We start from the raw sequence: 26,603 nt of genomic DNA, 5'->3' as shown, positions 1-26,603 counted from the left end.
GCAAAGCTCTTCGCCTGCCGGCCAGCGACCGGCGCTACCAACCATGCTTGGCGCGGATCATGGCACCGCGGGCCATTCCCGGCGGGCCCTGAACCCGGCCTACGGGAATCAGCATTCCGCCATCGTCACTGGGTGCGGCGCCCGGGCGTCCCCATCTCAGCGGGAATCCTGTGACGGAAACCCGCCTGATGATCCCGTTGTCGATCCTCGACCTGGCCCCGGTCTGCGAGGGCAGTGACACCACCGCCGCCTTCGCCAACATGCTGGAGCTGGCCCAGCACGCCGATGCACTTGGCTACCGCCGCTACTGGTTGGCCGAGCACCACAACATGCCCGGCATCGCCAGTGCAGCCACGGCGGTGCTGATCGGCCACGTGGCCGGTGGCACCCAGCGTATCCGCGTTGGCGCTGGCGGCATCATGCTGCCCAACCATGCACCGCTGCAGGTGGCCGAGCAGTTCGGCACACTGGCGTCGCTGTACCCGGACCGCATCGACCTTGGACTCGGCCGCGCGCCCGGTACCGACCAGCCGACCGCGCGTGCGCTGCGCCGCTACTTCGACAGCGCTGATCAGTTCCCGCAGGACGTACGCGAACTGCTGCACTACTTTGAACCGGTACAGCCCGGGCAGGCAGTGCAGGCTGTTCCGGGGGGCGGCCTGCGGGTCCCGACCTGGATCCTCGGCTCGAGCCTGTTCGGCGCGCGCATGGCCGCTTCGATGGGTCTGCCGTACGCGTTCGCCTCGCACTTCGCCCCGGATGTGATGGACGAGGCGCTGGCGGTGTACCGCCGCGAGTTCCGCCCCTCCGCCACGCTGAAGCAGCCGCACGCGATGCTGGCCTTGAACGTCGTCGCCAGCGACAGCGAGGCGCAATCGCGTCGCTTGTTCACCAGCCAGCAGCAGAGTTTCGTCAATCTGCGCCGTGGCCGTCCGGGCAAGATTCCGGCACCGATCGATGACATCGAATCGTTCTGGGAGCCGCACGAGAAGCTGGGCGTGGAACGGGCGCTGGCCTGCACCGTGCTCGGCGATCCGCAGCAGGTGGCCGAGGGCATCGCCGCCTTTGTCGAGCGTCACAAGCCCGACGAGCTGATGCTGACCGCCAACCTGTATGACCACCGCGCGCGCCTGCGTTCGTTCGAACTGGCGATGCACGCCTGGCACGCCCGCCACGCGGGCTGAACAATTGCGTCACGGCCCATTGCGGGCCGGGCGCGTCTGATGGGGGCTCATACCGATGGAGCCCCCACATGGCCGACACCCGCGCCACCCATATCGCTCAACTGGCCGAACTGATCAAGGACGTGGAGGTGGCGATGTTCACCACCACCGGCGTCGACGGCCGGCTCTACAGTCGGCCACTGGCCACCCAGCGGGCCTCCTTCGAGGGTGATCTGTGGTTCGTCATCACCGCCGACAGTCCGAAGGTGGCCGAGATCGCGCTTGATCCGCGCGTCAATGTGGCCTATGCCTCGTCATCGAAGAACACTTATGTGTCGGTGGCGGGACGTGCGCGCATCGTCGATGACCGCGCGAAGATCGAGGAACTGTGGTCACCGGCGATGAAGCTGTTCTTCCCCGGCGGCAAGGAGGATCCGAACCTGCGCCTGATCCAGGTGCGCGCCGAGTCGGCCGAATACTGGGAGGGGCCGGGCACGCTGCTGAGCACGGCGCTGAGCTTTGTGCTGTCGGCGATGCAGGACGAGCCGGCCACGTTGGCCGACAACGGGTTCATCGATCTGCGCTGATCGCTTCATCCACGCATGGCGTGGTTCTACTGATTCCAGGCACTCGTGTGACCCAGTAGATCCACGCCATGCGTGGATGGGACGTGCCCGATGAATTCCGGGACTCAGAACCAGCGCTGGAACAGATCGACGGTGTAGCCGACCAGCTGCCCGGAACTGAAGCCGAAGAAGGTGATCGCCGCCAGCGCCGCGATCCAGTTGAACAGCATCAGCGCACCATCGCGTTCCAGCAGCGCCAGCGCGAACAGCAGCAGTTGGAAGCCGAACAGGAAGTTGGTGAACGGAATCGGCAACGACAGCAGGATGCCCAGCAACACCAGCAACAGCCCGGTAAAGGCCTGTGCCGGCAGCGGGGTGAGCAGGTGCGGCAGGCGTGGTTTCAACATCCGGTCCAATCGTCGCAAGGGGCGGTCGATGCGATCCAGGAAGCGGTGCATGATGCCGCGCTTCGGCCCGCGACGTGCGATGAAACCGGGCAGCCAGGGCCGGCGCAGGCAGCACAGCATCTGCAGGCCGATCAGGATCACCAGCGGGCCGCTGACCGCCCCGCCCATGCCGGGAATCGGGATGAACGAGGGCAGGATCGCTACGAACAGGAACACGCCGAACGCGCTCTGCTGGAGGTTGCTGAGGATCTGGCCGAGTGGCATGTGCTCGGCCGGGTCGCCGGAGGCGAACATCTCCAGCAGGGTACGGATGCCCTCGTTGCGGTAGGTCGGGCGCTCGGCACCCGGGCCCTGGCCGGCCTCAGGCGGTGAGCTCATCGGCCTGCTCGTCGGACAGCGTGCGCAGCAGAAGCTTGTCCACGCGCGCACCGTCCAGGTCGACCACCTCGAAGCGCCACCCGGCCCAGTCGAAGTACTCGCCGGCATGCGGGATGCGGCCGAAGTAGTGGATGCACATGCCGGCCAGCGTGTAGTAGTCGCCGTCCTCGGCATCGGGCAGGTCGTTGCTGCCGATCAGCTCGCGCAGATCCTCGATCGGCAGCGAGCCATCCACCAGCAGCGAACCATCCTCGCGGGTCACCACCAGCGCGTCCTCATCGGCGTTTTCCACCGCCTGCAGTCGGCCGACCACGGCGCCCATCAGGTCGCTGATGGTCACCAGGCCCTGGATCTCGCCATATTCGTCCACCACCAGCGCCATCGACTGCTGTTCCTCGCGGAAGATCTCCAGCAGCTTCATCGCGTGCGTCGATTCGGAGACGTACAGCGGCTCGCGCAGGGTCTGGAACAGGGTGTTGTCGCCGCGCGCCATGCGCGTGGCCAGCGACTTCAGTTCGAGTACACCGACCACGTCCATGTCGTCGTCGCGGTACACCGGATACCGCGAGAACTCGTGCTCGGCCATGATCTCCAGGTTGCGCTCCAGTCCGGCCTGGGTATCCAGCCATGCAATGCGGTTGCGCGGGGTCATCAGGCTGTCGGCGGTGCGGTCGCCCAGGCGCATGACGCGGTTCATCATGTCGCGCTCGTGGGCGTCGATCACGCCGGCTTCGTGGCTTTCGGCCACCAGCATGCGGATTTCTTCTTCGGTCACCTGGGCGGCCTCGTCCTTGCCCAGACCCATCAGGCGCAGGACCAGGCGGGTCGAATGGGACAGCAGCCAGACCGCCGGGAACGCGATCCGTGCCAGCCAGCCCATCGGCACGGCGACCATGCCGGCGATGTCTTCGGAGCGGGTGATGGCCAGGCGCTTGGGCACCAGCTCACCGAAGATCAGCGTCAGGAATGTGATCAGCGCCACGGCCAGCGTCTTGCCGATCAGGTTCGCCAGCGACTGCGGCTCGCCGAACAGAGTGATGGTGTCGGCCAGGGTGGGGAACATCGCCTGCAGGTGGTGGGCGATGCTGTTGCCGATGGCTTCGCCGCCGTACACGCCGGTCAGGATGCCGCCCAGGGTGATGCCGATCTGGACGGTGGACAGGAAGTTCTCGGGCTTCTCGGACAGCTCAAGCGCCTTGGCTGCGCGCTTGGAGGTGCTGGCCATCTGTTTCAGGCGGCTCTTGCGCGAGGTCATGACCGACATCTCGGACATGGCGAAGAAGCCGTTGAACACGATCAAGGCCAGGACAATCAGGATCTCAAACACGGGCGTCGTCCCCGGTTGGTGGCAGGGAGGGCGGGTGCTTGCGGTGGCGGCAGGCGCTCAGGAGCAGTGTCCGGCGCGGCGCTGGGGGGTAAGGGTCGTCGTCCATAAGGTGCGCCCGAAGGCGCGCTGGCATCTTAGCAAAGGGGCGTGGCGGGGTGGCAACTGCCTGTTCAGGTTTGGCCGGCCGAGGCCCCGAAAGGTGGCGGGGATACCCGAGATGGTCATCTAGCCGTCATAATTCCGTCTGGTGCCGTCCTTCCCGCGACGGCTGACAGGTTTCTCAATGTTCTCTCTGCAGACCATTTTCGGTTCCGGCAAACAGTTCTACACCCTGCTCGATGAGGCTGCCGTCGCGGCGTCCGACGCCGCCAAGGCGCTGCACTCCATGCTGCGCGAAGCCGATCGCCAGCCCGCGCTGGACGCTTTCAAGCTGGCCCGCCTGCGTGAACGCGCGGCCTCGGACAAGATCAGCCAGGCGCTGGTGGACAGCTTCATGACCCCGATCGAGCGCGAGGACATCGAAGCGCTGGGCTCGGCGCTGTACAAGATTCCCAAGCAGATCGAGAAGTTCGCCGATCGCTATTCGCTGGCCACCACCCACCTGGAACACATCGACTTCGCGCCGCGCGCGGCGATGCTGGAGCAGGCTGCCGGCGTGGTGGTGGAGATGGTGGCCGACCTGCGCCACATGAACCTGGACCGGATGACCGCGCTCAACGAGAAGCTGCGCTCGCTGGAGAACGAGGCCGATCGCCTGATGCTCGAGCTGTACCGCGACATCTATTCCGGCCGCCTGGACAACCTGCAGATGTTCCTGCTGAAGGAATTCTTCGAGATCCTGGAAAAGGCCATCGACCGCTGCCGCGAGGCCGGCGTGGTGGCGTACCAGATCGTGTTGAAGAACAGCTGACGGACGCCACCGCATGTTGACCCTTGTCCTGGTGGTGATCCTGGCCGCGCTCGTCTTCGAGTTCATCAACGGCTTCCACGACACCGCCAACTCCATTGCCACCGTGGTCGCGACCAAGGTGCTCTCGCCCGGCTGGGCAGTGATGCTGGCCGCCTTCATGAACCTCATCGGTGCCCTGACCGGTACGGCCGTCGCCTTGACGATCGCCTCCGGCCTGCTCAACACCAACGTGGTCGACGTCACCCCACAGGTGATCCTGTGCGCCCTGCTGGGTGGCATCATCTGGAACCTGATCACGTGGTGGAAAGGGCTGCCGTCCTCGTCCTCGCACGCGCTGATCGGTGGCCTGTGCGGTGCCGGCCTGGCCGCGGCCCACAACAACTGGGATGCGCTGATCTGGTCCGAGCGACTGGGCAGCTGGGCGCAGAACAAGGGCCTGCTGTGGAAGGTGTTCGTGCCGATGATCACCTCGCCGATCGCCGGCTTCCTGCTCGGTATCGTGGTGATGCTGCTGCTGTGGGGCCTGATCGCCGGCCTGGCCAGGATCGGTGGCGCCATCGGTCGCCTGGCCCGTCCGCGTATCGTCAACGCGTTCTTCGGCAAGGCGCAGATCGCCTCGGCGGCCTACATGGGCTTCGCCCACGGCCACAACGACGCGCAGAAGACCATGGGCATCATCGCCATGACCCTGATCGGTGCCGAAGCGACCGGTGCGTTGAACGACCTGCCTTCGTGGTTGGCGTTCATGCACCCGGATGCGCATGCCGGCGACGGTATCGCCATGTGGATCGTGCTGACCTGTGCAGTGGTAATGGCGGCCGGTACCGCTTCGGGTGGCTGGAAGATCATCAAGACCCTGGGTCACAAGATGGTCAAGCTGCACCCGATCCACGGCTTCGCCGCTGAAACCAGCTCGGCCACGGTGCTGACCCTGGCCGCCCACTTCGGCATGCCGGTGTCGACCACGCACAGCATCTCCACCGCGATCATGGGCGTGGGCTTTGCCAAGAACCCGCGCTCGCTGCGCCTGGGCGTGATCGAGCGCATCGTCTGGGCCTGGATTCTGACCATTCCGGCCGCCGGCGGTTGTGCGTACCTGATCCTGAAGCTGTTCGAGCTGTTCGGCTGGACCTGATGCCAGCGACCCTGGGGTCACAGTCCTTTCCCTGCGGGAAAGGGATCTGGCCCCGAAAAAGAAAAAGCCCGCCGGATCCCGGCGGGCTTTTTTCATGGCAGATCACTATCCGTATCCAGCATGTCGACCAAGGTCGACACCCACCAACAGCAGACGGTCGACCACCCACCATCAGCGCCAGGAACCTGTCAGCGGCGGGATGGGATGGGTGCGCAGGACCGTTGGCGCCATGGATGGCGCCATCGAGCCCCCAGGGATGGGTTTACGGCGTGTCCTGCGCACCCATCCCATCCCGCCGCCCTCCAGGGACTGAGCCGTTGCCGTTGCTTTGGCCTCAGTGGGTGCCGGGCCGCAGGCCCGGCCTGCAACCCACTTCAGTTGCGCTGGAACAGCGCCTGCACATCCCTGCGGAACGCCGCCTGGCTGTCCGCCCGGCTGTAGAACATGTGCCCGCCCGGATAGCTGCGGACCTGTACCCGGTCCGGGTTGCTGCCCATCGTCGGCATCTGGTCCACGGTCAGGATCGAGCCCATGAACGGGCACGACAGGTCATTCCAGCCGTGCGCGATCAATACCTGAAGATGCGGATCGATCGCCACGGCCTGGCGCAGCTGGGTAACCGCGCCCTGGCGCAGATCACCATTGCGGTCCCACAACCGGTTCACGTCGTAGTTCAGTGCTTGATAGCGCGCATCCACCTTCCAGCCGACCACGCGGGTGACGAAATCGACCATTGCCGTGGTGGTCGGCGCGATGATGCTGTCCAGCAGCGGATCATTGGCGCGCTGCTCTGGATCGTTCGGGAACGGGTCGAACGCGGTCACGTTGGAATCGTAGCGGCTGCCCAGCGTGCCCTTGTCGCGGAACACTTCACGCAGGTAGGCCTGGGTTTCCAGGCGGCCACCGGCGCGGCGCACGAACTGCGGATCCAGCCCGGTCAGCGCGGCCACCCGGCGCAGCATCGCCTCGGTGGCCTGTGGGGCGCTGCGGCCCTTCATCAGTGCCGTGGCGTAGTCGCCGCGGGTGTACTCGACCACCTCCTGCATCGCCGCATCGGTCAGTTTGCCCTGGCGCTCCAGGTGCGCTGCGGCGATTGACGGCAGCGTCTGCATCCACGCCATCGGCGAGACATCGGCGTTGTCTTCCAGGGTCGGGCTCAGATACGGCGACACCAGCACCAGGCCGTTCATCGCCACGCCCAGCCGGGTCTGCAGGAAGTGAGTGATGCGCGGGCCGCGGTAGCCACCGTAGCTCTCGCCAGTGAGGTACTTGCGCGAGGCCATGCGCTGGTTGCGCAGCAGCCAGTCGTAGATCGTGCGCGACAGGTACTCGATGTCGGCGCTGGGGTTGTACAGCTGCTTCTTCGCCTCGTCGTCGCCGATCCGTGCGCGGCTGAAGCCGGTGCCGACCGGATCGATGAATACCAGGTCGGTGAAATCCAGCCAGGTGCCGGGATTGTCATGCAGGGTGGCCGGCGCCGAGGCGCTGTCACCTTCGGAGCCGAAGGTCACCACCTTCGGGCCGATCGCGCCCAGGTTGAGGTACACCGAGGAGGCGCCCGGGCCACCGTTGAGGGCGAAGGTCACCGGTCGGTCCTTGCCGGGCATCGTGTAGGCAGTGAACACCACATCGGCGATCACCTTGCCCTTGGCATCGCGCACCGGCAGGGTGCCGACGCTGGCGGTGTAGTCGAGGGTGCGTCCGCCCAGACGGATGCTCTGACGGGCCGACGCGTCGGCCGGCAGCGGTGCCGCTTCGGTCTTGTCATCCTTCGCATCGGGCGTGGCGTCGGTGGCGGGCGCGGCCAGCAGGCTGGCAGGGGCGACGAGCAGGCCGACGCAGAGCGCGGCAGTGTGCAGCAGGGACTTCATGGCACCGGATCGGCAGCGGAAGGGGATTCCGATGCTAGGACGGTGGGGGCCGCGCCGGATGTGTCCAAAGACATGCCCGCGCGCTGCGGCCCGTTGCGGCCAGATCAGGTCAAGCGGGCAGGGTGGTCGCCGCGTCGTCGTCGGCCAGAAGGCCATACACGGCAGAGTCGGACAATTCGCCCTGGATGCGCCAGCGCTGGCGCAGTACGCCCTCGCGATGAAAGCCCAGGCGTTCGAGCACATGCGCGGAGGGTGCATTGCGCGGGTCGATCTCCGCTTCCACGCGGTGCAGGCGCAGGGTGCGGAACAGGTAGGCCAGGACCTGCCGCAGCGCCTCGTGCATGTAACCCTGGCCTTGGCGGTCGGGTGCAAGCAGGTAGCCGATTTCGGCGCGCGCGGCATCACGGTCCACCGCGAACACCACGCAGATGCCCAGCAGCGGCCCGTCCAGGGATTCACGCACCGCCAGCTTCAGCTGGGTGCCGATGGCGTGCGCCGCCAGGTCGTCGTCGATCTGCTCGCGGGCTTCGGCCGGTCGCGTCCAGGCCGGATGGTTCCACCAGCGCATCACCATCGGGTCGGACTGCAGCGTGAACAGCGCGGTGGCATCGTCGCGGCGGATCGGGCTCAGGACCAGGCGCTGGCTGTGCAACGGCAGGCCGGGGAACAGCAGCGAGTGGCTGGGCAATGCAGTGGTCCGCGCGGGTAGGCGCGCATTATGGCGCCGGCGGGTTTGCCGATGGGGGCGGATGGCCGGGGTCGGATCCCTTTCCGCAGGAAAGGGGGCCGACTTCGTTACCGTGTGCATGGGGTCAGAGCCGTTTCCCGAGGGGAAACGGATCCGACCCCGGTCCGGGTCAGGCTTCCAGCGAGGCCAGATCGCCCTTTGTCTCCAGCCAGCCCTTGCGGTCGGAGGCGCGCTTCTTGGCCAGCAGCATGTCCATCAAAGAACTTGTCTGCTCGCGATCGTCGATGGTCAGCTGCACCAGGCGGCGGGTATCCGGGTGGATGGTGGATTCACGCAGCTGTGGCGGGTTCATCTCGCCCAGGCCCTTGAAGCGGGTGACGTTGATCGCGCCCTTGATCTTTTCGCGTTCGATCTTGTCCAGCATCGAGCGCTTTTCTTCCTCATCCAGGGCGTAGAACACCTGCTTGCCCACGTCGATGCGGAACAACGGCGGCATCGCCACGAACACATGGCCGGCATCGACCAGCGCCGGGAAATGCTTCAGGAACAGCGCGGTCAGCAAGGTGGCGATATGCAGGCCGTCGGAGTCCGCGTCGGCCAGGATGATGACCTTGCCGTAACGCAGGCCGCTGATGTCGTCCTTGCCGGGATCACAACCGATGGCGATGGCCAGGTTGTGTACTTCTTCCGAGGCCAGCACGCTGTTGGACGAGACTTCCCAGGTGTTGAGGATCTTGCCGCGCAGCGGCAGGATCGCCTGGAAGTCCTTGTCGCGCGCCTGCTTGGCGCTGCCGCCTGCCGAGTCACCCTCCACCAGGAACAGCTCGGTGCGCGACAGGTCCTGGCTGATGCAGTCGGCCAGCTTGCCGGGCAGGGCCGGGCCCTGGGTGACTTTCTTGCGGACGACCAGCTTCTCGGTCTTCAGGCGCGCACTGGCACGCTCGATGGCGATCTGCGCGATCTTCTCGCCCAGCTCCACGTTCTGGTTCAGCAGCAGGCTGAAGGCATCGTGGGCGGCGCCTTCGACAAAGCCGGCGGCCTGGCGCGAGGACAGGCGCTCCTTGGTCTGGCCGCTGAACTGCGGGTCGGTCATCTTCAGCGACAGCACGAACGACACGCGGTCCCACACATCTTCCGGGGCCAGCTTGACGCCGCGCGGCAGCAGGTTGCGGAAGTCGCAGAACTCGCGCAGCGCTTCGGTGAGGCCGGTGCGCAGGCCGTTGGCGTGGGTGCCGTGCTGCGCGGTCGGAATCAGGTTGACGTAGCTTTCCTGTACCAGCTCGCCTTCCGGCAGCCAGGCCACGGCCCAGTCCACGATCTCGGTGTCTTTCTTCAGGTTGCCGACGAACAGCTCGGCCGGCAGCATCTCGCGATCGCCCAGTTCCAGCTTCAGGTAATCGCGCAGACCATCTTCGTAATACCAGGTGTCGACTTCACCGGTGGCTTCGTCGGTCAGCTTGACGGTCAGGCCCGGGCACAGCACGGCCTTGGCGCGCAGCAGGTGCTTGAGCGCACGCACGGCGAATTTGGGCGTATCGAAGTACTTCGGGTCCGGCCAGAAACGCAGGCGTGTGCCGGTGTTCTTCTTGCCGACGGTGCCGACCACTTCCAGCGGCGAGGCGCGGTCGCCGTTGCGGAAGGTGATGCGGTGTTCGGCACCCTCGCGCTTGATGTGGATTTCCACCAGGGTCGACAGCGCATTGACCACGCTGACGCCGACGCCATGCAGGCCGCCGGAGAAGGTGTAGTTGTTGTTGTTGAACTTGCCGCCCGCATGCAGGCGGGTAAGGATCAGTTCGACGCCCGGAATCTTTTCTTCCGGATGGATGTCCACCGGCATGCCGCGGCCGTCATCGCTGACCTCCACGCTGCCGTCCTTGTACAGGGTGATCTCGATCGAGCGGGCATGGCCGGCGAGGGCCTCGTCCACCGAGTTGTCGATCACTTCCTGCGCCAGGTGGTTCGGGCGCGCGGTGTCGGTATACATGCCGGGACGGCGCTTGACCGGGTCAAGGCCGGACAGGACTTCAATATCGGCAGCGTTATAGCGGGCGTTCATCTGTCTTCTAAAGCTTGGAGCGACGGGCAAGTGTGCGGTCTGGACCGGGATTTTGCACGCCTGCGGTTCAGCCTTGGCGGCGGGGAGGGGGTAAAATGACAGGCGCTGGAATCTGAACGCCGGCGACCCTAGTTGGATCGAAACGTCCAAGCCATACCGCGAGGAGGACTCCATGAAGAAGTTGCTGACCATTGCAATCCTGGCCGCTGCCGCCGTTGCAGTGCCGCTGGTGGTGGCGCAGAACGCCGGCCAGCCGGCTCCGCAGCAGGGTGACCAGGCCGACAAGGCGCAGGCCGAGGCCGATGCCAAGGCCAAGCGCCGCGCGCAGGCCAATGCCGAAATGAAGGCCGGTGGCCAGCCGGCGCCGCAGCAGGAAGAGGAAGAAGAGGCACGGAAGAAGAAGTAACTCTTCCGTTCCTCCGAGGCCCTTGCCACAAGGGTTTCACCTTCGAACGCCCCGCCCAGCGGGGCGTTTCTTTTTGCCGATGCCGCCCTCAGCCCCTTGGGTTGGCGGCCATCAATCTGTAAACTATGGCTTTCCGGGAGTAAGTGCGTGTCCACCCTTTGCGAATGGGCTGGCACGGCCAAGCGTGGCCGCCAGCAATGCGGGTCGCAGGTGACGGTCGATTTGACCGGCACGGCCGCCCCGACCTCGCACGGTGGTCCCCGTCCGGCGCCTGCCGCCGCACGGACCCGCACCTCCCTCGCTGCCCCAGCGAACCGGAAAACCCCCTCTGAGCACCATGCCCGCCCTCCGGGTGCGCGTGGTGCTGCCGTTTTCCATTTCCAGACAGGATGCTTGCAGCCATGACTCCCTTGATTTTCGTAACCGGCGGCGTGGTGTCCTCGCTCGGCAAAGGTATTGCCGCCGCGTCACTGGCCGCCATTCTCGAAGCCCGTGGCCTGAAGGTCACGATGATGAAGCTCGACCCGTACATCAACGTCGATCCGGGCACCATGAGCCCGTTCCAGCACGGTGAGGTCTATGTCACCGACGATGGCGCCGAGACCGACCTCGATCTGGGCCACTACGAGCGCTTCGTGCGCACCCGCCTGAGCCGCAAGAACTCGGTCACCACCGGCCGCATCTACGAGAACGTGATCCGCAAGGAGCGCCGTGGCGACTACCTGGGCGCGACCGTGCAGGTCATTCCGCATATCACCGACGAGATCCGTCGCTGCATCGACGAAGCCACCGAAGGCTACGACGTGGCCCTGGTCGAGATCGGTGGCACCGTCGGCGACATCGAGTCGCTGCCGTTCCTGGAGGCGATCCGCCAGGTGCGTACCGAGCGCGGCCCGGAGAAGGCGCTGTTCATGCACCTCACCCTGGTGCCGTACATCGGCGCCGCCGGTGAACTGAAGACCAAGCCGACCCAGCACTCGGTGAAGGAGCTGCGCTCGATCGGCATCCAGCCGGACGTGCTGCTGTGCCGTTCCGAGCAGGCCGTGCCGGATTCGGAGCGCCGCAAGATCGCGCAGTTCACCAATGTCTCCGAGCGTGCGGTGATCAGTGTGCCGGACGTGGACGTGCTGTACCGCATCCCGTCGGGCCTGCACGCGCAGGGACTGGACGAGATCGTGGTCAACCAGTTGAAGCTGGCCGACAAGGTCGGTCCGGTGGACCTGTCGATGTGGGAAGACGCGGTCGATGCGACCCTGCACCCGCTGGACGAAGTGACCATCGCCGTGGTCGGCAAGTACGTCGACCACCAGGACGCCTACAAGTCGGTCGGCGAAGCCCTCAAGCACGGCGGTCTGCGCCAACGCACCAAGGTCAACCTGAAGTGGCTGGAAGCGCAGGACCTGGAAGGCACCGACATGGCCGCGCTGGCCGATGTCGACGGCATCCTGGTGCCGGGTGGCTTCGGTGACCGTGGTTTCGAAGGCAAGGTGCTGACCTCGAAGTTCGCCCGCGAACAGCAGGTGCCGTACTTCGGCATCTGCTACGGCATGCAGGCGGCGGTGGTGGACTACGCCCGCAACGTGGTCGGCCTGGAAGGCGCCAACAGCACCGAGAACGATCGCCAGTCGCCGAACCCGGTGATCGGCCTGATCACCGAATGGCGTACCGCCACCGGCGATGTCGAGAAGCGCGATGACAAGAGCGACCTGGGTGGCACCATGCGCCTGGGCCTGCAGGAGCAACGCCTGAAGCCGGGCACGCTGGCCCGTGAGCTGTACGGCAAGGACGTGGTCGCCGAGCGCCACCGCCACCGCTACGAGTTCAACAACCGCTACCGCACCCAGCTGGAAGATGCAGGCCTGGTGATTGCCGGCAAGTCGATGGACGACACCTTGGTGGAAGTGGTCGAGCTGCCCCGCGATGCGCATCCGTGGTTCCTGGCCTGCCAGGCGCACCCGGAATTCCTGTCCACGCCGCGTGATGGCCATCCGCTGTTCATCGGTTTCATCCGTGCCGCACGCGAGCGCAAGGCCGGTGGCAAGCTGCTGCAGGAAGCCCGCGCCTGACTTGTGATGGGGGCCGCCGGCCCCCATCTTGCACGCTTCAACCCCCAGCGCACCGGCCCGGCCGGTGCCGCGGACAACAAGGAAACGCCATGAAACTGTGTGGATTCGAGGTCGGGCTGGATCAGCCCCTGTTCCTGATCGCCGGCCCCTGCGTGATCGAGTCGATGCAGCTGCAGCTCGATACCGCCGGCAAGCTGAAGGAGATCACCGACAAGCTCGGCGTCAACTTCATCTTCAAGTCCAGCTTCGACAAGGCCAACCGCACTTCGGGCACCGCGTTCCGTGGCCCGGGCCTGGAAGAGGGCCTGAAGGTCCTGGCCGAGGTCAAGAAGCAGATCGGCGTGCCGGTGCTGACCGACGTCCACGAATACACCCCGATGGACGAAGTGGCCTCGGTGGTGGATGTGCTGCAGACCCCGGCGTTCCTGGTCCGTCAGACTGACTTCATCCGCAAGGTGTGCTCGGCCGGCAAGCCGGTCAACATCAAGAAGGGCCAGTTCCTGGCGCCGTGGGACATGAAGCCGGTGGTGGAGAAGGCCAAGTCCACCGGCAACGAGCAGATCATGGTCTGCGAGCGCGGTGCCAGCTTCGGCTACAACAACCTGGTCAGCGACATGCGCTCGCTGGCGGTGATGCGCGATACCGGTTGCCCGGTGGTGTTCGATGCCACCCACTCGGTGCAGCTGCCAGGCGGGCAGGGCACCAGTTCGGGCGGCCAGCGCGAACACGTGCCGGTGCTGGCCCGCGCCGCTGTGGCGGTGGGCATCTCCGGCCTGTTCGCCGAGACCCATCCGGACCCGTCCAAGGCGCTGTCCGATGGCCCCAACGCGTGGCCGCTGGATCAGATGGAAGCGCTGCTCGAGACCCTGATGGAGCTCGACGCGGTGACCAAGAAGCACGGCTTCTCGCGCTTCGCGTGAGTCTGGACCCGTGGGTGGCGCTGGAGACCCAGCGTCGCCGCCGGCACTGGAAGCAGTGGCCATGGGGCCTGATCGCGCTGGGCCTGGCGGTGCTGTGCTGGGTGGGGCTGTTCGGGGTGTTGCTGGTCGGTGCGGCGTCGATGCGCCCTCCCGGTGACGGCAGCAGCGCCATCAATCTGAAGCCCTATCTGTTTGCGCTGCTGGCGGCGGAGCTGCTGGCCACCTGCGGGGGCTTTGCCGCTGCGGTACTGGCCTGGCGCCTGAACCGGGGCAAGGCAAGTGCCGCGCTGGCGATCATCCTGTTGTCGCTGTGGCTCGGCGTCCTGCTGCACGACCTGTTTTGATGAATACGAACAATCCCGCTCACGGCTGGGCATGGGGCCCGATCGCGCTGGCGTTGTCGGCGCTTGCCTGGGGCGGCCTGGTGGCCGCCGTGCTGGCATTTGCCGCCAGCGTCGGCTCGCCTGGCGATGGCAATCGCGGCATGCAGGCCATGCAGTACTGGATTCTGGCAGCGCTGGTTACGCTGGCGCTGTCTTTCGTGGGCAGCCTGGTGGCGATCGTGTTGGCCTGGAGGCGTCGTCGCGGGCCCGTGTGCGCGTCCATTGCCGGTGTCCTGCTGGTCCTGCTGGCGTCGTTGCTGCTGATGGTGATCGGGGCGAGCTGGGGCTGATGCCGTACAGGCCATTTGGCAAGTGGCGGGCAGCCGGGGATAATCACGCGGCATTCGTTTTTGTCGCCCCCTCTCCATACAGGTAACCGGCCCGACCATGAGTACGATCCGCAGCATCCATGCCCGTGAAATCCTCGACAGCCGTGGCAACCCCACGCTGGAAGCCGAAGTCACCCTGGAGGACGGTTCGTTCGGTCGCGCCGCGGTTCCTTCCGGCGCCTCGACCGGCACCAAGGAAGCGGTGGAGCTGCGTGATGGCGACAAGACCCGCTACCTGGGCAAGGGCGTGCGCAAGGCCGTCGACAACGTCAACACCACCATTGCCAATGCGCTGAAGGGTTTCGAAGCCACCGACCAGGCCGGCCTCGACCGTCGCCTGATCGATCTGGACGGCACCGAGAACAAGGGCCGCCTGGGCGCCAATGCGCTGCTGGGTGTTTCGATGGCCGCCGCGCACGCCGCTGCCGCATCGAACAAGCAGGCGCTGTGGCAGTACCTGGCCGGCAAGACCGGCGCCACCCCGTCGCTGCCGGTGCCGATGATGAACATCATCAACGGCGGCGCGCACGCCGACAACAACGTCGACTTCCAGGAGTTCATGGTGCTGCCGGTCGGCTTCACCTCGTTCTCCGAAGCGCTGCGTGCCGGCACCGAGATCTTCCATTCGCTGAAGTCGGTGCTGAAGGGCCATGGCCTGAGCACGGCGGTTGGCGACGAGGGCGGCTTCGCGCCGGACTTCCGCAGCAACGTCGAAGCGCTCGACACCATCCTTGAAGCGATCGGCAAGGCGGGCTACACCGCCGGTGAAGACGTGCTGCTGGGCCTGGACGTGGCCTCCAGCGAGTTCTTCGAGAACGGCAAGTACAACCTGGTCGGCGAGAACAAGCGCCTGACCTCCGAACAGTTCGTCGACTTCCTTGCCGACTGGGCCGCGCAGTACCCGATCATCACGATTGAAGACGGCCTGGCCGAGAACGACTGGGCCGGCTGGAAGCTGCTGACTGACCGCATCGGCAAGAAGGTGCAGCTGGTCGGTGACGACCTGTTCGTCACCAACCCGAAGATCTTCCAGGAAGGCATCGACTCGGGCACCGCCAATGCGATCCTGATCAAGGTCAACCAGATCGGCACGCTCAGCGAAACCCTCGAAGCGATCGCCATGGCCGATCGTGCGGGCTACGCTGCCGTGGTCTCGCACCGCTCGGGCGAAACCGAAGACACCACCATCGCCGACATCGCAGTGGCCACCACCGCCACCCAGATCAAGACCGGCTCGCTGTGCCGCAGCGATCGTGTGGCCAAGTACAACCAGCTGCTGCGCATCGAGGAAGCTCTCGGCGCTGGCGCGCGTTACGCTGGTCGTGACGCGTTCGTTTCGTTGAAGCGCTGAACCGATGCGCGACTGGCGCTGGATGCTGCTGGTGCTGGCCCTGCTGCTGGGCTGGCTGCAGTACCGCTTCTGGTTCGGCCCGGGTAACTCGGGTGAAGTGATGATGCTCGAAGCCCAGGTCGCCAACCAGGAGCGGGACAATGAGGGTCTGCAGCAGCGCAACGATGCGCTTGCGGCTGAAGTGAAGGACCTCAAGGAAGGCCAGTCCGCCATCGAAGAACGTGCGCGCAGCGAGCTGGGCATGATCAAGCCCGGCGAGAAGTTCTACCGCGTGGTCGAGGATGCGCCGGTCCGTCCGGTGCAGCCTGTGGCCGGTGCCGGTGCGCAGGCGGGTGAGCATCCGGCGGACGTGCCATGAGCGCGGCGATCTGGGTGGTGGTTCCGGCCGCCGGCCGTGGCGCTCGCTTCGGCGCACCGTTGCCCAAGCAGTACCTGCAGGCGGGCGGGCAGATCCTGCTCGCTCACACGCTGGATGCGCTGCTGGCGCATCCAGCCGTGGCCGGGGCGATGGTGGTGATCGGGCAGCAGGATGCCGACTGGCCGGGTTGGAGTGAATGGGCTGGCAAGCCGGTGCTGACCTGCACGGGTGGCGCCACCCGTGCCGCCTCGGTGCTGGCCGGGCTGCAGGCGCTGCCGGAGACGGTGCGTGCCGACGAGTTCGTGCTGGTCCACGACGCGGCACGCCCGAACCTGTCGTCGGTCGATCTCGGCCGTCTGCTCGAAGTCGGTCGTGCCGACCCGGTCGGGGCGATCCTCGCTGCACCCGTGCGCGACACCCTCAAGCGTGCGGGCGACGATGGCGGCATCGATGGCACCGAGCCGCGTGAACGCCTGTGGCGTGCCTTGACCCCGCAGCTGTTCCGTCGCCACCAGCTGGTCCGCGCGCTGTCCGAAGCCGCCGCCGCCGGTGTCGACGTCACCGATGAGGCCATGGCCATGGAGCGCCAGGGTCAGCGCCCGCTGCTGGTGGAAGGCAGCGAGGACAACTTCAAGGTCACCACCCCGGCCGATCTGGACCGGTTCGAATTCATACTTTCCCGCCGCGCCGGCTGATCGCCCGCGCGGCCTTGCTGCAAGGGCTGCATCCATGAGCACCGCACCGTTCCCGCCCGTCCGCATCGGCCAGGGCTACGACGTCCATGCCTTCGGTGAAGGCGACCACATCATGCTTGGCGGCGTGAGCGTGCCGCACAACTGCGGCGTGCTCGCGCACAGCGACGGCGACGTGATCCTGCATGCCTTGTGTGATGCGATGCTCGGCGCGCTTGCGCTGGGTGACATCGGCCAGCATTTCCCGCCCAGCGACGATCGCTGGAAGGGCGCCGACAGCAGCGACTTCGTGCGCCATTGCGACAGCCTGCTGCGCGAGCGCGGCTGGCGCGTCGGCAATACCGACATCACGGTCATCTGCGAGCGGCCGAAGGTGGGCCCGCATGCAGTGGCCATGCGCGAGCGCATCGGTGGACTGCTGCAACTGCCGCTGGACGCGGTCAGCGTCAAGGCCACCACCTCGGAGAAGCTGGGCTTCACCGGGCGTAGTGAAGGCATCGCCGCGCAGGCGGTCGTGCTGCTGGTGGCGGCATGATCCCGGTGCCGCTCGCGTTCGGCGCGCCGTTGCTGGCCGCACGCATCCGCACCACGCCGGAAGACTTCCAGGTCGATGAACTGCCTGCGTTCGAGGCCAGTGGCGAAGGTGAGCACCTGTTGCTGCACATCCGCAAACGTGGCGCGAACACCGTGCACGTGGCCAAGGTGTTGGCCAAATGGGCGGGTCTGCCTGAGATGGCGGTCAGCTACGCGGGCATGAAAGACCGACATGCTGTCACCACCCAGCGCTTCAGCGTGCACTTGCCCAAGCGCGTCGCACCGGACCTGGCCGAACTGGCCAGTGACGAGATCGAAGTGCTGGAGGCTGCCTGGCACAACCGCAAGCTGCAGCGTGGCGCGTTGGCCGGCAACCGCTTCAAGCTGGTGTTGCGTGACGTACAGGGTGATGCTGCAGCGATCAGCGAGCGCCTGCAGCAGATCGCCGTGCGCGGCCTGCCGAACTGGTTCGGCGAACAGCGTTTTGGCCGCGATGGCGGCAACGTGCCGGCGGCGTTGGCGATGTTTGGTGGTCGCCGCATGCGCAAGGACCAGCGTTCGCTGCTGCTGTCGGCCGCACGCTCGGCGTTGTTCAACCGCGTGCTGGCCGCGCGCGTTGAGCAGGGCAGCTGGGACCAGCCGTTGGATGGTGAAGTGTGGATGCTTGATGGCAGCCGCAGCGTGTTCGGCCCCGAGCCGTACACCGACCTGCTGGCCGAACGCCTGGCGCGCTTCGACATCCATCCCAGTGCACCGCTGTGGGGGGAGGGTGAGCTGCGCAGTACCGAGGCCGCACGCGCGCTGGAATTGGCTGCGCTGGATGACGATGAGTCCAAGGCGCTGCGTGCTGGCCTGGAAGACGCCCGCCTGAAGCACGAGCGCCGCGCGCTGCGCCTGCGCCCGGCACTGCTGCAGCATCAGTGGCTGGCTGACGATGTGCTGGAGCTGTCGTTCGCACTGCCGCCCGGGTGTTATGCCACGGCCGTCCTGCACGAGCTGGGCCCGGTCGAAGACGCCTCCCAGGCCTGATAGAAAAAGGGGACGGAGGGGATTAAGTCGTTTGTGCCACAAACGACTTAATCCCCTCCGTCCCCTTTTCTCAGCGACGCGCCAGCAGTACCAGTACCGCGCCGGTGCCGCCTTGTCCGGTCGGTGCCGAGTGGAAAGCGAGCACGTCGTTGCGCAACCGCAACAGGCGATCGACCCGGTTCTTCAGCACGGGCGCGCCACCATCGGACTGCAGGCCCTTGCCATGGATGATGCGCACACAGCCGTATTCGTGTGCATGGGCGTCCAGCAGGAACTGGCGCAGCAGCACTTCCGCCTGCGCCGCGGTGGCGCCGTGCAGGTCCAGCTCGTCCTGCACCGAGTAGTGGCCACGCTTGAGGCGCTGGAACAGCCGCGGCGGCAGGTTGTCACGCCGATAGCTGGCTACATCGCCCGCCTCCAGTGGCGTACCGTCGCGTAGCAACCGGGCGAACTCGCCGGCCGCCTCGGCCTCGTCGCGTTCGGCCATGCGCGCGCGCGGCTTCGGCCGTGGCGCGGCGGGTGCCGGCTCGGCGTCCTTGCGCAGCGGCGTCACTTCGCCGATGGCCGCTCGGAACAATGCGGCCGGATCTTCGTCTTCAGGGTGCGACATGCGCACAGGGTAAACCGCCGGCACGGGTCTGCCTATGACGATTCGATGTCGGTCGTGACCGCAGACAGGGTAGGACCTGCGGCTCGCATGCGGCACAATAGACGATGCCCTTGCAGGGTCGACGGCTTCCGCAGGGGAGCACGACGGTCCCGCCCACACTGCACGGTGACGGAATCGAATTCTTGGAAAATCAAGCGGTTAAATCGAAGATGCGAATCCTGGTCAGCAATGACGATGGTGTCGACGCCGCAGGCATCCGGATGCTTGCCTCCGTTCTGCGCGAGGCCGGACACGAAGTGACGGTGGTCGCACCCGACCGCGACCGCTCCGGCGCCAGCAACTCGCTGACCCTGGACCTGCCGATCCGCCTCAAGCGCATCGACCACTACACCGTTTCGGTGGCCGGCACGCCAACCGACTGCGTGCACCTGGCACTGACCGGGCTGCTTGAGTTCGAACCCGACATTGTCGTGTCCGGCATCAACAACGCGGCCAATCTCGGCGATGACGTGATCTACTCCGGCACCGTCTCGGCGGCAATGGAAGGTCGCTTCCTGGGTCTGCCGGCGGTGGCGGTCTCGCTGGTCAGCCGCAACCACGACCCGAAGCACTTCGAGACCGCCGCGCGTGCCGCGGTCGAGATCGTCGCCCGGCTCAAGGCCGACCCGCTGCCGGCCGACACCATTCTCAACGTCAACGTGCCGGACCTGCCGTGGAGCGAGGTCAAGGGCTTCGAAGTCACGCGCCTGGGCAACCGCCATCGTGCCGAAGGCTGCATCGCGCAGAAGGACCCGCGCGGCAATGAGGTCTACTGGATCGGCCCGGCGGGCCGTGAGCAGGATTCCGGCCCCGGCACCGATTTCCACGCGGTGCGCACCGGCCATATCTCGATCACCCCGATCCAGGTCGACCTGACCCGCTACCAGGCACTGGAGAAGGTGGCCAGCTGGGTCGGCGGCCTCAGTGCCGCCCTGGACCGGCCGGCATGAGCCCACGCCTGCGCCTGCAGCCGGAAGCCGTCGGCATCGGCATGACCTCGCAGCGCGTACGTGACCGCCTGGTCGATCGCCTGCGCGAAGCTGGCATCGTCGACGAGGCGACCTTGAATGCGATCCGTGTGGTGCCGCGCCATCTGTTCATCGATGAAGCACTGGCGTCGCGCGCCTACGAAGACACGGCCCTGCCGATCGGCCACGGCCAGACCATCTCGCAGCCCTGGGTGGTCGCGCGGATGACCGAGGCGGTGCTGCAGGTGTCGCCGAAGAAGGTGCTGGAAGTCGGCACCGGTTCCGGCTACCAGGCTGCCGTGCTGGGCGCGCTGGGCCTGGAGATCTATACCGTCGAGCGCATCGGCGACCTGCTGCGCCAGGCGCGCAAGCGCTTCCGTGCGCTGGGCATGAACATCCGCACCAAGCATGATGACGGCCGCGCCGGCTGGGCCGAGCACGGCCCGTTCGACGCCATCGTGGTCACCGCTGCGGCGCCGGCGCTGGTCGATGAACTGGTGGGGCAGCTGGCCGAAGGGGGGCGCCTGGTGGCCCCGGTCGGTGGGCCTGGCGGTCAGTCGCTGGTACAGCTGGACCGCAACGCCGACGGCAGCATCGAACAACGCGTGCTGGCGCCGGTCACGTTCGTGCCGCTGCTGTCTGGCATGCTGGACTAATCCACGGAGCAGGGTTGCATGAAGATTTTCGGGCCGCTGTACGAGCGGGCGATGAAGTGGGCGGCGCACGAACGCGCACCGACCTACCTGACGGTGTTGAGCTTCTTCGAGGCGATCATCTTTCCGGTGATGCCGGAAGTGATGCTGGCGCCGATGTGCGTGGCCCAGCCGAAGCGTGGCTGGTGGTTCGCCACGCTGAGCCTGGCCGGCTCAATGGTCGGCGCGGTGGTTGGCTACGCGCTGGGTCATTACGCCTTCGAGGCGATCAAGCCGCTGTTCGAGGCGCTGGGCATGCTGCCGACGATCGAACAGGGCATCACCACCGTACAGGCGAAGATGGTCGAGTCGCCGTGGGCGGTGTTCACCTTCCTGGTACTGGGCGGCTTCATGCCCATCCCGATGAAGGTCTTCACGTGGGCTTCGGGTATCGTCGGCGTGCCGATGCCGCAATACCTGTTGAGCATGCTGATCGGTCGTGGCAAGCGCGTGTTCGTGCTGGCCGCGGTCATCCGTATCGGTGGTGCGCGTGCCGAAGCGGCACTGCGTCGCTGGATTGAACCGCTGGGCTGGATCGCCACCGTGCTGGTGGTGGTGCTGGTTGCCTGGCTTGTATGGAGGTCGAAGTTCGCATGAGTCCTGATCGTCTGAGCAAGGGAGTGCGCATCGGCGCACTGGCATTGCTGGTTTCCACCCTGGCCGCCTGCGGCACCGCTACCGTGGTCCGCCCGGGTGGCGGCAGCGCCGGTGGTGGCGTGACCACGCCGAAGACCTCGGTGCCCAAGCCTGGGCAGACCGTGGTGGTGCGCAAGGGAGACACCATCTATGCGCTGGCCCGCATCCACGACATCACGCCGGCCGATCTGATTGCCTGGAACAACCTGGACAATCCCTCGACCATCCATCCCGGGCAGGTGATCCGCTTGTACCCCGCGGGTGCCGGCGGTGGTCGCGCGCCGACCACGGTGGTCACCGCGCCGCGTCCGGGTGGCAGCAGCGGTGGAAGCACCACGCCGGCCCCGGCGCCGGTGGGACCGGTGAAGAGCAATATCGCCTGGCGCTGGCCGGCGGATGGCGCGATCGTGGGCCGCTACGTGGCGGGTGACGCGACCAAGCAGGGCGTGGACATTGCCGGCACCAGCGGCCAGGCGGTAAAAGCCACCGCCAATGGCGTGGTGGTGTATTCCGGTGCCGGTCTGGTCGGCTATGGCGAGTTGATCATCATCAAGCACAGTGACCAGTGGCTGTCGGCCTACGGCCACAACCGCAAGCGCCTGGTGAACGAGGGCCAGAGCGTGAAGGCCGGTGATCAGATCGCCGAGATGGGCCGCACCGGTGCGAACCGCGACATGGTCCACTTCGAGATCCGCTACAACGGCAAGCCGGTCGACCCGCAGCAGTATCTGCCGGCGCGCTGATAGGCGGATTCGCCGTATGGGCGGATCCCCAGCCCTGCGCAGCGCGCCGGGCGTTCGCCGACGGCGCGGCCCATGGGCCGCAAACGCCGTCGGCTCACCCGCTACAACGGCAAGCCGGTCGACCCGCAGCAGTATCTGCCGGCGCGCTAGCGCAGGCGGATACGGGTAGCGTCGGCCCGAGCCCGGCAGCGACCGCGATTTTCGGTAGCGCCGGGCCATGCCCGGCGTGCGCCCAGACTGAACGGCAATGGCCATTTGCGCCTCTGATTGCCGTTTGTCCATCTTCCAGGACCGCCGGGGAGGCGGCATTCTGCAGCGGACCCAGCCGTCTCCGGTGCCGCATGACCCGCTTTTCTTCAGTCTTCGTGCTTCTCTTCGCCACGCCCCTGATTGCCGCAGCCAACAATCCACATGATGTCGTCACCCGCTTCTACGCGGCCATACAGGCCGGCGGGTCGGATCAGGCGGTGATGGAGCCGTTGCTGGGCGATGCCCTGCGCGCAGCCATCAATGCGCAGCGCGCGTACGAACAGGCCTGCGCCGCGCTGGCTGCGCCCGACGAAAAGCCGTACATGCTGGACCAGAGCCCCTATCTCATGGCACCGGATCGACCGGAAACGGTAACGGTTGGGCCGCCCGGTGCGAGCGGCGATGCCACCTGGGTACCCGTGGAGATGGCGGTAGGCGACTATCGCTGGACCGACCGGGTCCTGCTGCAGAGGCAGGAGCAGGACTGGCAGGTCATGGATGTCCGCTGGGTGCAGGGTGGCAGCCTGATCGGGCGGCTGAAGGAGTTCGCCGGCGTCCGCTGCGTGCCGTAACGGATCCGGCGAGCCGCGCCGGCTCAGGCCCGTCGGCCTGCTTTCAGGCTGGCGCGTCAGCCTTCGAGAATGAAGGCGGCGGCGACCTTGCGCCCTTCGCCAGCGAGGATATTGAAGGTGCGCGCGGCGGCTGGGTTGTTCATCACTTCCAGGCCGATGCCGCGCGACAGGCAGGCGGCCATCACGGCAGCCGGCGGAAACACCTGGCGCTCGCCGGTACCGAGCACGATCAACGCCGGGTTCAGGGCCAGAATCGGCTCCAGGTCAGCCAGTTGCAGCTCGGCGGCGCGCGCCACCGGCCACTGCGCGACCAGCTGTTCCGGGGTCAGGAAGAAGCTGCTGCCCAGCACCTGCTCGTTGACCCTGGCCGAGCGGCCATCGGCGGCGCGCAGGCTGTAGGCGTAATCAGGCGGTTCGTGGTTCAGCTGCATGACGGTAGGCCGGTCAGCCGCGCGGCAGCACGATCTGGCGCTGTTCCTTGCTCGGGCGGTAAAGCACGGCGACGTGGCCGATGCGCTGCACCAGTGCACTCTCGGTGGCTGCGACGATCTCGCCGATCATCACGTCACGGGCGTCGCGGTCCTCGGCAGCGACCTTCACCTTGACCAGTTCGTGGCGCTCGAGCACTTCGTTCAGCTCAGCGATGAAGGCCGGGGTCACGCCCTTGCCGCCGGTTTGCAGCAGGGCCTTCAGGTCGTGGGCGTGGCCGCGCAGGAAACGGGTCTGGGAGGCGGTCAGGGCGATGGACATGCAGGAAAACACGGTTGAATAGGGCGATCAGGGTATCATGAGGACCCCATCAGCCCCTATTTTCAATGGCTACCCGCAGCAAAAGCAGCCAGCGCTGGCTCAAGGAACACTTCTCCGACCCCTTCGTGAAGAAGGCCCAGGCCGAAGGCATGCGCTCGCGCGCGGCCTACAAGCTCGAAGAGCTGCTTGAACGTGACCGGTTGCTGAAGCCGCACATGGTCGTGGTCGATCTTGGCGCGGCGCCGGGCGGCTGGTCGCAGCAGGTACGGAGACAGATCGGCGATACCGGCCGGGTGCTGGCCCTGGACATTCTGGACATGCCGCCCCTGGCCGGTGTGGAGTTCCTTCACGGTGACTTCAGGGAAGAAACCGTCCTATCGCAGTTTGAAGCCATGCTCGGGGATCAGCCGGTAGACCTTGTGCTGTCGGACATGGCCCCCAATAAGAGTGGTGTGGGCGCGGTTGACCAGCCGCGGATGATGCACCTGGCGGAGCTGGCCCTGGATTTTGCCGACAACCACCTCAAGACCGGTGGGGCGTTCCTGATCAAGCTGTTCCAGGGCGAAGGCTTTGACGACTACGTGCGCGAGATGCGCCGCCGGTACGACAAGGTCTCCATCCGCAAGCCGGAAGCCTCGCGCAAGCGCTCGCCCGAGGTGTATGCCTTGGGTCAGGGAAAACGCGCCCACATGAAGTAAGCTCGCAATGTACGCAAGTTCGACCCCAACGCAACGCCAGCACTAAGAGGAACACCGGAGCCAATGAGGATGAACGACTTGACCAAGAACCTCCTGCTATGGGTGGTCGTCGCCGTCGTGCTGATGGTGGTCTTCCAGAGCTTCTCGCCCAAGACCTCCGGGGCTGGGGCGCAGGGCGCGTCGTATTCGCAGTTCCTGGACCAGGTGGACAGCGGCAACGTGCAGAAGGTCGCCTTCGGCGGTGACATGCGCGGTGGTACCAGCCAGCTGACCTACACCACCCGTGGTGGGCAGTCGTCCACCATCACCGCTCCGTTCGATCGTGACCTGATCAACGTGCTGCGCACCAAGAATGTAGAGATCGTGCAGGACGAGCCGTCCAGCGGCATCTCCCTTGGCGCGATCCTGATGAATTTCCTGCCGGTCATCCTGATCATCGGCTTCTGGTTGTTCATCATGCGCCAGATGCAGGGCGGTGGCGGCGGTGCCAAGGGCGCGATGTCCTTCGGCAAGTCGCGCGCCAAGCTGCAGGGCGAGGACCAGATCAAGGTCACCTTCGCCGACGTCGCTGGTTGCGACGAGGCCAAGGAAGAAGTGGGCGAGCTGGTCGACTTCCTGCGCGACCCGTCGAAGTTCACCAAGCTGGGTGGCAAGATCCCGCGCGGCGTGCTGATGGTCGGCCCGCCGGGTACCGGCAAGACGCTGCTGGCCAAGGCCATCGCCGGCGAAGCCAAGGTGCCGTTCTTCTCGATCTCCGGTTCGGACTTCGTGGAAATGTTCGTCGGCGTCGGCGCCAGCCGCGTGCGTGACATGTTCGAGCAGGCCAAGAAGCACGCCCCGTGCATCATCTTCATCGACGAAATCGATGCCGTCGGTCGTCATCGTGGTGCCGGCCTGGGCGGCGGTCATGACGAGCGCGAGCAGACCTTGAACCAGCTGCTGGTCGAGATGGACGGTTTCGAAGGTGGCGAGGGCGTGATCGTGATCGCCGCGACCAACCGTCCGGACGTGCTGGACCCGGCGCTGCTGCGTCCGGGCCGCTTTGACCGTCAGGTCGTGGTCGGCCTGCCGGACGTGAAGGGCCGCGAGCACATCCTGAAGGTGCACATGCGCAAGCTGCCGCTGGCCGATGACGTCGAGCCGATGGTGATCGCGCGCGGTACCCCGGGCTTCTCCGGTGCCGACCTGGCCAACCTCTGCAACGAGGCGGCCCTGTTCGCCGCGCGTGGCAACGAGAAGGAAGTCCGCATGGACCACTTCGACCGTGCCCGCGACAAGATCCTGATGGGTGCCGAGCGCCGCTCGATGGCCATGAGCGAGGAAGAGAAGACGCTGACTGCCTACCACGAGGCTGGCCACGCCATCGTCGGCCGCCTGGTGCCCGAGCATGACCCGGTCTACAAGGTCACCATCATTCCGCGCGGTCGTGCGCTGGGTGTGACCATGTACCTGCCGGAAGGTGACAAGTACTCGATGAACCGCGTGGCGATCAAGTCGCAGCTGTGCTCGCTGTACGGTGGGCGCGTGGCGGAGGAACTGATCTTCGGTGCCGACAAGGTCACCACCGGTGCCTCGAACGACATCGAGCGCGCCACCAAGATGGCCCGCAACATGGTCACCAAGTGGGGCCTGTCCGACCAGCTTGGCCCGATCGCCTATGGCGAAGAAGACGACGAGGTGTTCCTGGGTCGTTCGGTCACGCAGCACAAGAGCGTGTCCAACGACACCGCTCGCCGTATCGACGAGGAAGTGCGCAACATCCTCGACGAGGCCTACGCGCGCACCACCGAGCTGATGACGGCCAACATCGACAAGCTGCACACGATGTCGCAGCTGTTGCTGCAGTACGAAACCATCGATGCGCCGCAGATCGACGCCATCATGGAAGGTCGCGATCCGCCGCCGCCGATGGGCTGGAACAAGTCCAACAAGGACGGTGGCAACGACAAGGGCGGCGATGCCCGTCCGCTGCCTCCGATCGCAGGCCCGGCCGAATCGCACTGACGGCCGGCTGCAGGTGATACCAGACGAGGCCGGGGCAACCCGGCTTCGTCGTTTCTGGGGTCAAACCCTC

29 protein-coding genes are annotated in these 26,603 nt (G+C 66.2%); 21 read left to right on the top strand and 8 right to left on the bottom strand.

The features are described from left to right. The first annotated feature begins 188 nt into the window (after positions 1–188). Both ABH900_RS18930 and ABH900_RS18925 read left to right on the top strand, forming a co-directional pair. Positions 189–1,184, top strand: coding sequence for an LLM class flavin-dependent oxidoreductase (locus ABH900_RS18930; RefSeq protein ID WP_429624680.1), 996 nt, complete (start codon positions 189–191; stop codon positions 1,182–1,184). 68 nt (positions 1,185–1,252) lie between these two features. Further along, positions 1,253–1,750 (top strand): pyridoxamine 5'-phosphate oxidase family protein, encoded by a 498-nt coding sequence (locus tag ABH900_RS18925; protein WP_429624679.1) that lies wholly within the window; start codon positions 1,253–1,255, stop codon positions 1,748–1,750. A 104-nt stretch (positions 1,751–1,854) separates the two neighbouring features. Here ABH900_RS18925 and ABH900_RS18920 read toward each other — a convergent pair whose 3' ends face one another. Both ABH900_RS18920 and ABH900_RS18915 read right to left on the bottom strand, forming a co-directional pair. Further along, positions 1,855–2,514, bottom strand: coding sequence for an exopolysaccharide biosynthesis protein (locus ABH900_RS18920; RefSeq protein ID WP_429624677.1), 660 nt, complete (start codon positions 2,512–2,514; stop codon positions 1,855–1,857). Continuing rightward, positions 2,498–3,841, bottom strand: coding sequence for a hemolysin family protein (locus ABH900_RS18915; protein WP_429624676.1), 1,344 nt, complete (start codon positions 3,839–3,841; stop codon positions 2,498–2,500). Before ABH900_RS18915 ends, ABH900_RS18920 begins: the two co-directional genes overlap by 17 nt. Positions 3,842–4,124: 283 nt before the next feature. On the opposite strand from ABH900_RS18915, the gene ABH900_RS18910 reads away from it, so the two are divergent. Beyond that, positions 4,125–4,751, top strand: a complete 627-nt coding sequence (locus ABH900_RS18910; protein ID WP_004152833.1) for a DUF47 domain-containing protein — start codon at positions 4,125–4,127, stop codon at positions 4,749–4,751. Positions 4,752–4,764: 13 nt separating this feature from the next. After that, entirely contained in the window at positions 4,765–5,886 is a 1,122-nt protein-coding gene (locus ABH900_RS18905; protein ID WP_429624674.1) for an inorganic phosphate transporter, read from the top strand. 374 nt (positions 5,887–6,260) lie between these two features. Here ABH900_RS18905 and ABH900_RS18900 read toward each other — a convergent pair whose 3' ends face one another. The 3 genes from ABH900_RS18900 to parE form a co-directional block, all read right to left on the bottom strand. Next, positions 6,261–7,757 carry a S10 family peptidase gene (locus ABH900_RS18900; protein WP_429624672.1) on the bottom strand — a complete coding sequence of 499 codons (1,497 nt, stop codon included), beginning with the start codon at positions 7,755–7,757 and terminating at the stop codon, positions 6,261–6,263. Positions 7,758–7,866: 109 nt separating this feature from the next. Next, complete coding sequence (locus ABH900_RS18895) at positions 7,867–8,445, bottom strand: GNAT family N-acetyltransferase (protein WP_429624670.1); 579 nt, start codon at positions 8,443–8,445, stop codon at positions 7,867–7,869. Positions 8,446–8,614: 169 nt separating this feature from the next. Next, positions 8,615–10,504, bottom strand: coding sequence for a DNA topoisomerase IV subunit B (parE, locus tag ABH900_RS18890; protein ID WP_429624668.1), 1,890 nt, complete (start codon positions 10,502–10,504; stop codon positions 8,615–8,617). Between the two features lie 172 nt (positions 10,505–10,676). Here parE and ABH900_RS18885 point away from each other — a divergent pair, with 172 nt between their 5' ends. From ABH900_RS18885 to truD, 10 genes are all read left to right on the top strand, one after another. Next, complete coding sequence (locus tag ABH900_RS18885) at positions 10,677–10,910, top strand: hypothetical protein (protein WP_429624667.1); 234 nt, start codon at positions 10,677–10,679, stop codon at positions 10,908–10,910. A gap of 401 nt (positions 10,911–11,311) precedes the next feature. Next, positions 11,312–12,976, top strand: a complete 1,665-nt coding sequence (locus tag ABH900_RS18880) for a CTP synthase (protein ID WP_277779303.1) — start codon at positions 11,312–11,314, stop codon at positions 12,974–12,976. An 89-nt stretch (positions 12,977–13,065) separates the two neighbouring features. Further along, positions 13,066–13,896, top strand: a complete 831-nt coding sequence (kdsA, locus tag ABH900_RS18875) for a 3-deoxy-8-phosphooctulonate synthase (RefSeq protein WP_429624665.1) — start codon at positions 13,066–13,068, stop codon at positions 13,894–13,896. Next, entirely contained in the window at positions 13,893–14,240 is a 348-nt protein-coding gene (locus tag ABH900_RS18870; protein WP_429624664.1) for a hypothetical protein, read from the top strand. The genes kdsA and ABH900_RS18870 overlap by 4 nt, the downstream gene beginning before the upstream one ends. Continuing rightward, positions 14,240–14,569 carry a hypothetical protein gene (locus tag ABH900_RS18865; protein WP_429624662.1) on the top strand — a complete coding sequence of 110 codons (330 nt, stop codon included), beginning with the start codon at positions 14,240–14,242 and terminating at the stop codon, positions 14,567–14,569. Before ABH900_RS18870 ends, ABH900_RS18865 begins: the two co-directional genes overlap by 1 nt. Before the next feature lie 97 nt (positions 14,570–14,666). Beyond that, entirely contained in the window at positions 14,667–15,959 is a 1,293-nt protein-coding gene (gene eno, locus ABH900_RS18860; RefSeq protein WP_429624661.1) for a phosphopyruvate hydratase, read from the top strand. Between the two features lie 4 nt (positions 15,960–15,963). Then, positions 15,964–16,317 (top strand): cell division protein FtsB, encoded by a 354-nt coding sequence (gene ftsB, locus ABH900_RS18855; protein ID WP_429624659.1) that lies wholly within the window; start codon positions 15,964–15,966, stop codon positions 16,315–16,317. After that, a complete protein-coding gene (gene ispD, locus ABH900_RS18850; RefSeq protein ID WP_429624657.1) occupies positions 16,314–17,012 on the top strand; it encodes a 2-C-methyl-D-erythritol 4-phosphate cytidylyltransferase in 699 nt (232 codons plus the stop codon). The genes ftsB and ispD overlap by 4 nt, the downstream gene beginning before the upstream one ends. Positions 17,013–17,046: 34 nt before the next feature. After that, positions 17,047–17,544, top strand: a complete 498-nt coding sequence (gene ispF / locus ABH900_RS18845; protein ID WP_429624655.1) for a 2-C-methyl-D-erythritol 2,4-cyclodiphosphate synthase — start codon at positions 17,047–17,049, stop codon at positions 17,542–17,544. Further along, on the top strand, positions 17,541–18,572 hold the full coding sequence (truD, locus tag ABH900_RS18840) for a tRNA pseudouridine(13) synthase TruD (protein ID WP_429624653.1): 1,032 nt from the start codon (positions 17,541–17,543) through the stop codon (positions 18,570–18,572). Before ispF ends, truD begins: the two co-directional genes overlap by 4 nt. Before the next feature lie 70 nt (positions 18,573–18,642). Here the strand turns inward: truD and ABH900_RS18835 are convergent, their stop codons facing one another. Beyond that, positions 18,643–19,182 (bottom strand): Smr/MutS family protein, encoded by a 540-nt coding sequence (locus tag ABH900_RS18835; protein ID WP_429624650.1) that lies wholly within the window; start codon positions 19,180–19,182, stop codon positions 18,643–18,645. Positions 19,183–19,391: 209 nt separating this feature from the next. Here ABH900_RS18835 and surE point away from each other — a divergent pair, with 209 nt between their 5' ends. The 5 genes from surE (at position 19,392) to ABH900_RS18810 (ending at position 23,081) form a co-directional block, all read left to right on the top strand. Continuing rightward, on the top strand, positions 19,392–20,171 hold the full coding sequence (surE, locus tag ABH900_RS18830; RefSeq protein ID WP_075674796.1) for a 5'/3'-nucleotidase SurE: 780 nt from the start codon (positions 19,392–19,394) through the stop codon (positions 20,169–20,171). Further along, positions 20,168–20,845, top strand: coding sequence for a protein-L-isoaspartate(D-aspartate) O-methyltransferase (locus tag ABH900_RS18825; protein ID WP_429624649.1), 678 nt, complete (start codon positions 20,168–20,170; stop codon positions 20,843–20,845). Before surE ends, ABH900_RS18825 begins: the two co-directional genes overlap by 4 nt. An 18-nt stretch (positions 20,846–20,863) precedes the next feature. Next, positions 20,864–21,478 carry a YqaA family protein gene (locus ABH900_RS18820; RefSeq protein WP_429624648.1) on the top strand — a complete coding sequence of 205 codons (615 nt, stop codon included), beginning with the start codon at positions 20,864–20,866 and terminating at the stop codon, positions 21,476–21,478. Beyond that, positions 21,475–22,260, top strand: coding sequence for a peptidoglycan DD-metalloendopeptidase family protein (locus tag ABH900_RS18815; RefSeq protein ID WP_429624647.1), 786 nt, complete (start codon positions 21,475–21,477; stop codon positions 22,258–22,260). The genes ABH900_RS18820 and ABH900_RS18815 overlap by 4 nt, the downstream gene beginning before the upstream one ends. Before the next feature lie 341 nt (positions 22,261–22,601). Further along, positions 22,602–23,081, top strand: a complete 480-nt coding sequence (locus tag ABH900_RS18810) for a hypothetical protein (RefSeq protein ID WP_429624645.1) — start codon at positions 22,602–22,604, stop codon at positions 23,079–23,081. Between the two features lie 56 nt (positions 23,082–23,137). Here ABH900_RS18810 and ABH900_RS18805 read toward each other — a convergent pair whose 3' ends face one another. Continuing rightward, positions 23,138–23,512 (bottom strand): Mth938-like domain-containing protein, encoded by a 375-nt coding sequence (locus ABH900_RS18805; RefSeq protein WP_429624644.1) that lies wholly within the window; start codon positions 23,510–23,512, stop codon positions 23,138–23,140. Positions 23,513–23,525: 13 nt separating this feature from the next. Beyond that, a complete protein-coding gene (gene yhbY / locus ABH900_RS18800) occupies positions 23,526–23,831 on the bottom strand; it encodes a ribosome assembly RNA-binding protein YhbY (protein WP_429624643.1) in 306 nt (101 codons plus the stop codon). A gap of 65 nt (positions 23,832–23,896) precedes the next feature. Here yhbY and rlmE point away from each other — a divergent pair, with 65 nt between their 5' ends. Both rlmE and ftsH read left to right on the top strand, forming a co-directional pair. Then, positions 23,897–24,529, top strand: a complete 633-nt coding sequence (gene rlmE, locus ABH900_RS18795) for a 23S rRNA (uridine(2552)-2'-O)-methyltransferase RlmE (protein ID WP_008265654.1) — start codon at positions 23,897–23,899, stop codon at positions 24,527–24,529. 69 nt (positions 24,530–24,598) lie between these two features. Further along, entirely contained in the window at positions 24,599–26,533 is a 1,935-nt protein-coding gene (gene ftsH / locus ABH900_RS18790) for an ATP-dependent zinc metalloprotease FtsH (RefSeq protein WP_429624641.1), read from the top strand. The last annotated feature ends 70 nt before the right edge of the window (positions 26,534–26,603 follow it).

Source organism: Stenotrophomonas sp. AN71, from assembly GCF_050435725.1.
Taxonomy (GTDB): Bacteria; Pseudomonadota; Gammaproteobacteria; order Xanthomonadales; family Xanthomonadaceae; genus Stenotrophomonas.
The sequence above is the reverse complement of the archived record's forward strand: the minus strand, read 5'-3'. Positions and strand labels throughout refer to the sequence as shown.

Coding starts and splice junctions, on each gene's coding strand:
- ABH900_RS18865 (WP_429624662.1), top strand. CDS start 14,240: ATGAATACGAACAATCCCGCTCACGGCTGGGCATGGGGCCCGATCGCG.
- ABH900_RS18905 (WP_429624674.1), top strand. CDS start 4,765: ATGTTGACCCTTGTCCTGGTGGTGATCCTGGCCGCGCTCGTCTTCGAG.
- ABH900_RS18900 (WP_429624672.1), bottom strand. CDS start 7,757: ATGAAGTCCCTGCTGCACACTGCCGCGCTCTGCGTCGGCCTGCTCGTC.
- ispD (WP_429624657.1), top strand. CDS start 16,314: ATGAGCGCGGCGATCTGGGTGGTGGTTCCGGCCGCCGGCCGTGGCGCT.
- ftsH (WP_429624641.1), top strand. CDS start 24,599: ATGAACGACTTGACCAAGAACCTCCTGCTATGGGTGGTCGTCGCCGTC.
- ABH900_RS18930 (WP_429624680.1), top strand. CDS start 189: ATGATCCCGTTGTCGATCCTCGACCTGGCCCCGGTCTGCGAGGGCAGT.
- truD (WP_429624653.1), top strand. CDS start 17,541: ATGATCCCGGTGCCGCTCGCGTTCGGCGCGCCGTTGCTGGCCGCACGC.
- kdsA (WP_429624665.1), top strand. CDS start 13,066: ATGAAACTGTGTGGATTCGAGGTCGGGCTGGATCAGCCCCTGTTCCTG.
- ABH900_RS18825 (WP_429624649.1), top strand. CDS start 20,168: ATGAGCCCACGCCTGCGCCTGCAGCCGGAAGCCGTCGGCATCGGCATG.
- surE (WP_075674796.1), top strand. CDS start 19,392: ATGCGAATCCTGGTCAGCAATGACGATGGTGTCGACGCCGCAGGCATC.
- ABH900_RS18880 (WP_277779303.1), top strand. CDS start 11,312: ATGACTCCCTTGATTTTCGTAACCGGCGGCGTGGTGTCCTCGCTCGGC.
- ABH900_RS18910 (WP_004152833.1), top strand. CDS start 4,125: ATGTTCTCTCTGCAGACCATTTTCGGTTCCGGCAAACAGTTCTACACC.
- ABH900_RS18820 (WP_429624648.1), top strand. CDS start 20,864: ATGAAGATTTTCGGGCCGCTGTACGAGCGGGCGATGAAGTGGGCGGCG.
- ABH900_RS18805 (WP_429624644.1), bottom strand. CDS start 23,512: ATGCAGCTGAACCACGAACCGCCTGATTACGCCTACAGCCTGCGCGCC.
- ABH900_RS18885 (WP_429624667.1), top strand. CDS start 10,677: ATGAAGAAGTTGCTGACCATTGCAATCCTGGCCGCTGCCGCCGTTGCA.
- ABH900_RS18810 (WP_429624645.1), top strand. CDS start 22,602: ATGACCCGCTTTTCTTCAGTCTTCGTGCTTCTCTTCGCCACGCCCCTG.
- rlmE (WP_008265654.1), top strand. CDS start 23,897: ATGGCTACCCGCAGCAAAAGCAGCCAGCGCTGGCTCAAGGAACACTTC.
- ispF (WP_429624655.1), top strand. CDS start 17,047: ATGAGCACCGCACCGTTCCCGCCCGTCCGCATCGGCCAGGGCTACGAC.
- ABH900_RS18925 (WP_429624679.1), top strand. CDS start 1,253: ATGGCCGACACCCGCGCCACCCATATCGCTCAACTGGCCGAACTGATC.
- ABH900_RS18815 (WP_429624647.1), top strand. CDS start 21,475: ATGAGTCCTGATCGTCTGAGCAAGGGAGTGCGCATCGGCGCACTGGCA.
- yhbY (WP_429624643.1), bottom strand. CDS start 23,831: ATGTCCATCGCCCTGACCGCCTCCCAGACCCGTTTCCTGCGCGGCCAC.
- ABH900_RS18835 (WP_429624650.1), bottom strand. CDS start 19,182: ATGTCGCACCCTGAAGACGAAGATCCGGCCGCATTGTTCCGAGCGGCC.
- ABH900_RS18920 (WP_429624677.1), bottom strand. CDS start 2,514: ATGAGCTCACCGCCTGAGGCCGGCCAGGGCCCGGGTGCCGAGCGCCCG.
- ftsB (WP_429624659.1), top strand. CDS start 15,964: ATGCGCGACTGGCGCTGGATGCTGCTGGTGCTGGCCCTGCTGCTGGGC.
- parE (WP_429624668.1), bottom strand. CDS start 10,504: ATGAACGCCCGCTATAACGCTGCCGATATTGAAGTCCTGTCCGGCCTT.
- eno (WP_429624661.1), top strand. CDS start 14,667: ATGAGTACGATCCGCAGCATCCATGCCCGTGAAATCCTCGACAGCCGT.